Origin of the sequence: Alkanindiges illinoisensis (genome assembly GCF_004377485.1) — a bacterium.
GTDB classification, from domain to species: Bacteria; Pseudomonadota; Gammaproteobacteria; order Pseudomonadales; family Moraxellaceae; genus Alkanindiges; species Alkanindiges illinoisensis_A.
The window spans coordinates 1-6,225 of the sequence record NZ_SNTY01000046.1; the positions used below are offsets into that span (position 1 = coordinate 1).

Genomic DNA, 6,225 nt, shown 5'->3' on the forward strand with positions numbered 1-6,225 from the left:
CTGGCTATCCAGCCTGCAAACAGTCCTATGAGGATAAGCTCGGCAAGCCGGTGATTACAGTGACACCGGATGACAAAAACTTTTCGTATAATCCGGTTCCTGATCCGACCCATCTGGTTTAGGACTGACTATGACCAAGTTTGATCATCCATCAAGTATTCCCGATACTTTATGTAAACCGAAGGATTGAGCAATGACGCAAGACCAGTCTAATTGAGGATTGCCTTAAAGAAGAAAGCCTGCTGATCCAGAATGACTTAATCTACCGAATAAACCGGGCGTCCGGTCAGACAATCCGCATACAGCTTGGCTTGCTGCTGCCCATTGGCTGGGTCTACTGAGGTGCGTTTGGCTTCAACCACCGCTAAAGGTAAGCCATCAGCGTCATACAGCACATAGTCAACCGCCCCCACACCAGCAGCACTTGGCATACCAGTAACCGGTACTTCAATTTTAATGTTGCTGCCAAAATCCCAGCCTGCTTCCTTGAGCATCAAATCAATTTTAAGCTTACGAGTTTCGCTTTCCTTATAATCGGTCAGGTCAGGCACGCCACTGTTGGCCAGTTTGGCCTGTTCGACCTGCTGGCGTTTTTGTGCCAGGTCAGCATCAATGGTTGCCAGTAATTTTTCTCGTTCTTCCAGACTGGCAGACAGCTCGAGCAACTGCTGTTCCTGCACGCGCAGGGCGTCGTATTTGGCTTTAAATTGCTGCTCTAAAGTTTTGGCTTGCTGTTGTAGTTGTTCCTGACTGGCTTGAACCTGCTCGCTATCCCGAGCTTTAGCAATCAGGGCAGGGTTAAATAGGGATGGCTGCGAACGGTCTTTGGTAGGTGAGCCATAGTTGCGTTCAAACCAGGTATAAATCAAAAACAAGTGACGAATATAAGTCGGTGCCTCTTCGGATTTGATCTTATTGAAACTTTTGCCATGTACCGCCTGGTTGCCCGCCATGCGGATTACATCCATCTTGTCCCAGACGTAGGTAGGCACCAGCGCTTTAAAGTCAGCCTGTCCAAGCAAGGTATGCAGAGAGGCATCATAAGGCTGGCTGAGTTTTTTATCGTACTGGTATAGCCAGAATACCAGGCTCTCAAGCGATTGCCGCGCACACATCAGCGCGGCTTGCGGATGGACATACACCAGCCTTTCAGCGCCTTCAGCCGTTTCTGCCAAGTTAGGGAAACTGTCCTGTAAAAACCCAAAGTTACTCATGCCTTGTCCTTTATTGTTTCCTGTCACGTCTCAGCCATGGTGCCAGATTACTTTATCAGCGATTTGAATGCTTAAGCTGCAAAGTGGTTTGCTTAAATATACAGCTTACCGCCACTATCCTTTAAAAAGCCGGACTGCACGATTTTTTCAATATCGCGGTAATAGGTACGTTCGGTCTTATCGCTAAATAATCCCCGTACCACTGGGGTTTTGTACAGCTCACTTGGCGTTAGGGCAGAACTACCAGCTGATAACAGGCTCATGTACAGCTCAACCAGATTAAACTGCCGTTCTGATAGCACTTTAGTGCTACGGGCATCGTTTAGGGCATTTTTATACAGCAAAAAGCTGATGATGCTGTTGGCCTGATCATGCAGATCATTAATAGTGGTAAACATGCCCTCAATCATAAAGCGGACAAAGCCCTGATGTGCCGGTGGTTGTTTTTGTTCAGCCAGTTTGCGGCACTGGTTAAACAGGGCAAAATACTGATGCAGGTTTTGCTGGTAATAACGCCACACGGCAGAAGCACTAAACCGGTAGCCGGACTGCTCTAAAATCAGCATTTCAATGAGGCGACCGGTACGGCCATTGCCATCCCAGAATGGATGAATCAGCTCAAAGTAGAAGTGGGCCAGACTTGCCCGGATCAGGGCTGATTGCTGCATGATGGCCGGGTGATTGAGCCACTCCAGCCATGCTTGCATCAGGTATTCAATATCATCTAGCGATTTGGGTGGGCGATAGGTGCCACCGTGCGCGGCATTGCCAACCAGCGTCTTTTGCCCCGGCTGGTTATTTCTAAACTGTGCTGGTGGATTGGTTTGCTCATCCACGCCTTGCGAGACCAGCCGATGCAGGGTAAACACGTCCTGCATGGTAATGGTTTGCCCATCATTGGTGCGTAGCTGGTTATGGTCTGGCTGCTGGCTGTTTTGCTTCACCCATTCAATCGCTTGCTTTAGGTTGGTCAGGCGTTTTTCTTCTGTTCTTTGAATCAGCTTGGGATCAATGCGCAAAATCTGCGCGGTTTCTTCTTCGGTAAATTCACCGCCCTCAATGGTATTGGTGCTGTACACGCTGCTGGCAAGTACCTTTTCCTGCATCTGGTCAATGATGTGCGGCAGGGCAGGCATTTTATTAAAACGCTGCTGTGCGTCATTTACCCGGTCGATCATGGGCTGTAAGCCTTGCAGGTCAAGGCTTAGGCTAAAGGTAAATGAACCTGACCGGTACGTCATCACCCGTAAGGTGGTGTCGTCCAGCCAGGCTTTGCTCAGTTCAGGCATAATTTTTATAAAATTCTGTCAGTGAAAATGTCAGTATTTTTTTAATATAGCTCAGCATGTTATCGCAATACAAGGTAAAAAAATGTCAGTATGGTTGTCAGAGTTATATCGCTATAAAGTTCCTGTAAAAGCTTGGTGCTGTATTGAGCTGAACAAGCTACTCGCTTGCATATGCATCTGCTCAAATAACTTCTTATTTTTTTCAATGGCATGAATTCTAATTTCAAACTCGTTTTGAAGCTCTATAGGTGGAATCAATAAGGGGAAACTTTTAAGTTGAGTGATGTTAATAGATGCTATTCCTGTAGTTTGCTTGGCAGATCGTAAGAAATATCTTTTTCCACGTTCACTACCTACTACCCAATTCAGAAAATAGGGATTCAACAAATCAGATTTCAAACGCACTCGAAAAACATGATTTTGGTGGATGCATTCAGGCAACTCATTATGCCAGAGTGTACCGCGTCCTAACTTGTCAGGATCGCCGCCCTCGGTCAGTAACAGGTCTTTCTTTTTCAAAGCATATTTTTCTATTTCTTCTTCAGTAGCCTCAATAGTCTTAACTGCCGCCATAGTCAGATATTTATCTTAAACATTTGAGACAGCAAGATAAAGTATTACACGAGTAGGTTTAGAAAATGATATTTCGCGACAATCTCACCCTTGTCGTGTTCACTGCCATGCAGGCAGCTTAGAAAATTTGCTAAAAATCTAGCTGAGTGTACAAACACGTATTCACTGCTGTTCAGTCCATTAAGCTAGTTTAGGCAGGTATAGGAAGTATGCCGTCGTCTAGAAATTGCAATAATTCAAAACGTACAATTCTTGATTCTTCAACAGCTTTAAATATTACTGCATCTGTCGCCACATCGCAAAACCACTGTTGTCGATCCAAAGGGCTATTTTGACAAAAAGGTTCTGCGCTAAATAGTCCAACGCATGGGCCGTGATCATTTGCCCGTGCTGAAGGGTATTCAAAGACTTGCACGCCATCATTGCGCATGGCTGTCCCTAAGTGCTGGGTAGGGAAGTAATTAGTTGGATGTGCAATCACATTTACATGTTGATCAAAGGGTGGAGATTGTAAGCGGACACCCAAAGCACTTTGATAACCGACTGAAAATAAGGTATGTGCGGAGCGCAGGATAGGTTTTGGTGGTTTGCCATCCATGGAATGCCAAAATACAAAACGATAATAGGCTGACTCTGCCAGCGTTACATCTACGCTGCAGCCACCATAAAAAATGCTTGGTTCAAATGTTCGGCCAAACCGTGATCCCCATTTTAAGGGAGGGTAACGAAATGGTGTTTTCAGTAAATAGTGCAAGTGATCTAAACGGTCGGGATAGGGAGGTTTTACTGTTTCCAGCATCTCTTCAAGTAGTGCCTGTTCTTCCAATGTATCAACTAATTGGCGTGTAGCGATTTGCTCTTGGCTCTCAACAAGGCGATACAATGTACCAGACAGGGGACTAATAAATTTGTGGCCATTACAGGACTGCCATACGTCATCAGCCATGCTACTCACACCTTACCCCGAATGGCATCAACAAATTGCAAGACAGTTACTAGGCCACTGATACTTTCAATTTGCTGTACAGGAATACCACCTGTCACCCGATTGGGTGTATTCATAAAGTGACGTATCCATTCCGTATCACCACCGGTGAGTGCATATAACGCCCTATGCATTCGAATCAGTAATAATGCCAGCTCTCCCTGCTTGGAAGCAGGATCTAGTTCAGGATTACTTTTGAGTCGACTGATTGCAGTACGGTGTACGCCTAAGATAGCGGCAACCTGTGCTTGTTTTAGATCAAGCTGTTCCGCCACCTGAATTAGTGCCTTGGCGAGCACTACTTTTTTGTCGACGGGGTGTTTTAGCAATGCAGTCATGATAAACACCTGATGTCGTATTTGCACTTATTATACAGCAATTGTGTTTATTGCACAATAAAATGAGTTTTCATCATGTTAGCTATGTCACTAAAACACTAAATAAATTAGATGCTAGTTAGGACTAATCCAAAATAATGCCAGTATGAAAATAAAGTTTTAACTGTACCTAGTGGCGATGATGAACCAAATTTACAGTATGGGACTGCATAAGAGGATGGAACCAATGAGAGAGCGGCATTTTTGCTAAATATCGCTACAGTTTTGCTAATGCAAATATAGAAATCAGATCAAAAGTTCTGTAAACCGTAATCTAGTATTAAAAATAAGTATTTGGTTTAAAAAGGAAAATTTCATAAGAATTTCAGCAATAATATAGATTTCTTAAAGGACAAATAGCCTATTTTTTTCTTTTTAGTCAAAAGGATTAACCCTTCTCAATCCTAGGCACTGAGTTATTTACCAGTGCCCCTTTTGACTTATGTCATAAACACTTAGCTAAAGGCCATTGATGTAATAATACCGGTTTTTTCATTCAAACGAATTAGGCGCCCGCGTTGGTCAAAGATGTCCCATTCGCTTTTAATGGAATGGATCTCGGGATTTAACACCTGATCCCAAATTAAGCTGGCTTCAAGACAGTCCTGCGTGCTGTTGTAAAATAACCAGGTGACCTGATCACTTAATTGACAATACACAATAAACCAGTTGGCAAATACATAGCTTTGGCCCGACGGTAACCCCCCAGACCTACGGGCCGTGTTATCAGGCGATTCTCACCTTGCCATACCAAATTACGTTCTTCTGAAAATTTGGTTAAAGCGGGCAGTAGTGCATTATATTGCTCTTACGTCAGGATGCCCTGATAGCCTGATTTTTTCATCACGATACTGATTTCATCACGGGCAGAACTTTCGTTAACGAAAAAATGTAGGAATTCGTATTAATGATTTTAATTGTAGCCCATTTAGGCTACGATAAGGCTATATACTTGTATGGGTGCATACATTGAGGTCTGAGTTATGGGTGCTAAAGTGAATGTGGTAAGAGCACGGGTTGATGGTGATATCAAGCAAAGAGCCGAACTAGTATTAGACTCAATAGGTTTAAGCATGTCTGATGCAATCAGGATTTTTTTGCATCAAGTAATTGTCCGTCAGGAATTCCCGCTTGAACTTAAAGTCCCAAATGCTGTGACACTCGCCGCCATGAATGCTCCAGTTGAACCGCAAACCTACTCATCAGCAAAAGCACTATTTGATGAGGTAGATGATGCTGACGATCAGGACTAAAAAGCAGTTTAAAAAGGATTTAAAGCGCGCGCTAAGTGATCCTAAAAAGGATACCAAGTTACTGCTGCACCTTATTGATGTGCATCTAGTGAAAACAGGGACTGTCCCGGCTGAATATAAGCCACATCCCTTAGTTGGGAACTGGAAACCCCATATGGAATGCCATGTGCAACCGGATTTCTTACTGATCTGGGACGTGGACTGGGACAATCAGGAATTAATTTTAGTCAGGTGTGGGTCACACGCTGACCTTTTTTAATATTCAAAAAAATGTAAAAATTGTTAAATATCGCACAAAAGAAGCGTTAGGAAGTTTTAGAAGATATGCATCAGAAATAGAAATAAAATTTGATGTAATAGCCCCCAATTAAAACGGACACCTTTAGTTAAGCCCTAGCGCTAAGCCTAGGATTAAGGAGTGTCTTATGAGTCATATCGAAGTTATCACATTCAACCAGCGTCGCCGTCGCTATACTGCCGAACAAAAAGCCCAGTGTGTTGCCTTGAGTATGCAGGTGGGCTCATCGGTATCAG

The 6,225-nt window shown here is 43.8% G+C and carries 6 protein-coding genes and 1 pseudogene; 2 read left to right on the forward strand and 5 right to left on the reverse strand.

Annotated elements, in window-relative coordinates; all coding sequences use genetic code 11:
* Positions 1 to 272: 272 nt before the first annotated feature.
* The 5 genes and pseudogenes from E2B99_RS10235 to E2B99_RS10255 all read right to left on the reverse strand — a co-directional run.
* Positions 273 to 1,214 (reverse strand): annotated as a pseudogene (locus E2B99_RS10235) (DUF4145 domain-containing protein); the annotation flags it as partial.
* A 92-nt stretch (positions 1,215 to 1,306) separates the two neighbouring features.
* Positions 1,307 to 2,503 carry a Fic family protein gene (locus E2B99_RS10240; protein WP_134244856.1) on the reverse strand — a complete coding sequence of 399 codons (1,197 nt, stop codon included), beginning with the start codon at positions 2,501 to 2,503 and terminating at the stop codon, positions 1,307 to 1,309.
* A gap of 111 nt (positions 2,504 to 2,614) precedes the next feature.
* Positions 2,615 to 3,076 carry a restriction endonuclease subunit S gene (locus tag E2B99_RS10245; protein ID WP_134244857.1) on the reverse strand — a complete coding sequence of 154 codons (462 nt, stop codon included), beginning with the start codon at positions 3,074 to 3,076 and terminating at the stop codon, positions 2,615 to 2,617.
* A 190-nt stretch (positions 3,077 to 3,266) separates the two neighbouring features.
* A complete protein-coding gene (locus E2B99_RS10250) occupies positions 3,267 to 4,022 on the reverse strand; it encodes an RES family NAD+ phosphorylase (RefSeq protein WP_240687805.1) in 756 nt (251 codons plus the stop codon).
* Positions 4,023 to 4,027: 5 nt separating this feature from the next.
* A complete protein-coding gene (locus E2B99_RS10255; protein WP_134244859.1) occupies positions 4,028 to 4,399 on the reverse strand; it encodes an MbcA/ParS/Xre antitoxin family protein in 372 nt (123 codons plus the stop codon).
* A gap of 1,022 nt (positions 4,400 to 5,421) precedes the next feature.
* On the opposite strand from E2B99_RS10255, the gene E2B99_RS10260 reads away from it, so the two are divergent.
* Together E2B99_RS10260 and E2B99_RS10265 are read left to right on the forward strand one after the other, a co-directional pair.
* Positions 5,422 to 5,691 carry a type II toxin-antitoxin system RelB/DinJ family antitoxin gene (locus E2B99_RS10260; RefSeq protein WP_166739036.1) on the forward strand — a complete coding sequence of 90 codons (270 nt, stop codon included), beginning with the start codon at positions 5,422 to 5,424 and terminating at the stop codon, positions 5,689 to 5,691.
* Positions 5,672 to 5,950, forward strand: coding sequence for a type II toxin-antitoxin system YafQ family toxin (locus E2B99_RS10265; RefSeq protein WP_134244860.1), 279 nt, complete (start codon positions 5,672 to 5,674; stop codon positions 5,948 to 5,950). The genes E2B99_RS10260 and E2B99_RS10265 overlap by 20 nt, the downstream gene beginning before the upstream one ends.
* The last annotated feature ends 275 nt before the right edge of the window (positions 5,951 to 6,225 follow it).

What these genes read in the sequence shown, in the direction of transcription:
- E2B99_RS10240 (WP_134244856.1), bottom strand. Translation starts at nt 2,503, where the DNA reads ATGCCTGAACTGAGCAAAGCCTGGCTGGACGACACCACCTTACGGGTG.
- E2B99_RS10245 (WP_134244857.1), bottom strand. Translation starts at nt 3,076, where the DNA reads ATGGCGGCAGTTAAGACTATTGAGGCTACTGAAGAAGAAATAGAAAAA.
- E2B99_RS10250 (WP_240687805.1), bottom strand. Translation starts at nt 4,022, where the DNA reads ATGGCTGATGACGTATGGCAGTCCTGTAATGGCCACAAATTTATTAGT.
- E2B99_RS10255 (WP_134244859.1), bottom strand. Translation starts at nt 4,399, where the DNA reads ATGACTGCATTGCTAAAACACCCCGTCGACAAAAAAGTAGTGCTCGCC.
- E2B99_RS10260 (WP_166739036.1), top strand. Translation starts at nt 5,422, where the DNA reads ATGGGTGCTAAAGTGAATGTGGTAAGAGCACGGGTTGATGGTGATATC.
- E2B99_RS10265 (WP_134244860.1), top strand. Translation starts at nt 5,672, where the DNA reads ATGCTGACGATCAGGACTAAAAAGCAGTTTAAAAAGGATTTAAAGCGC.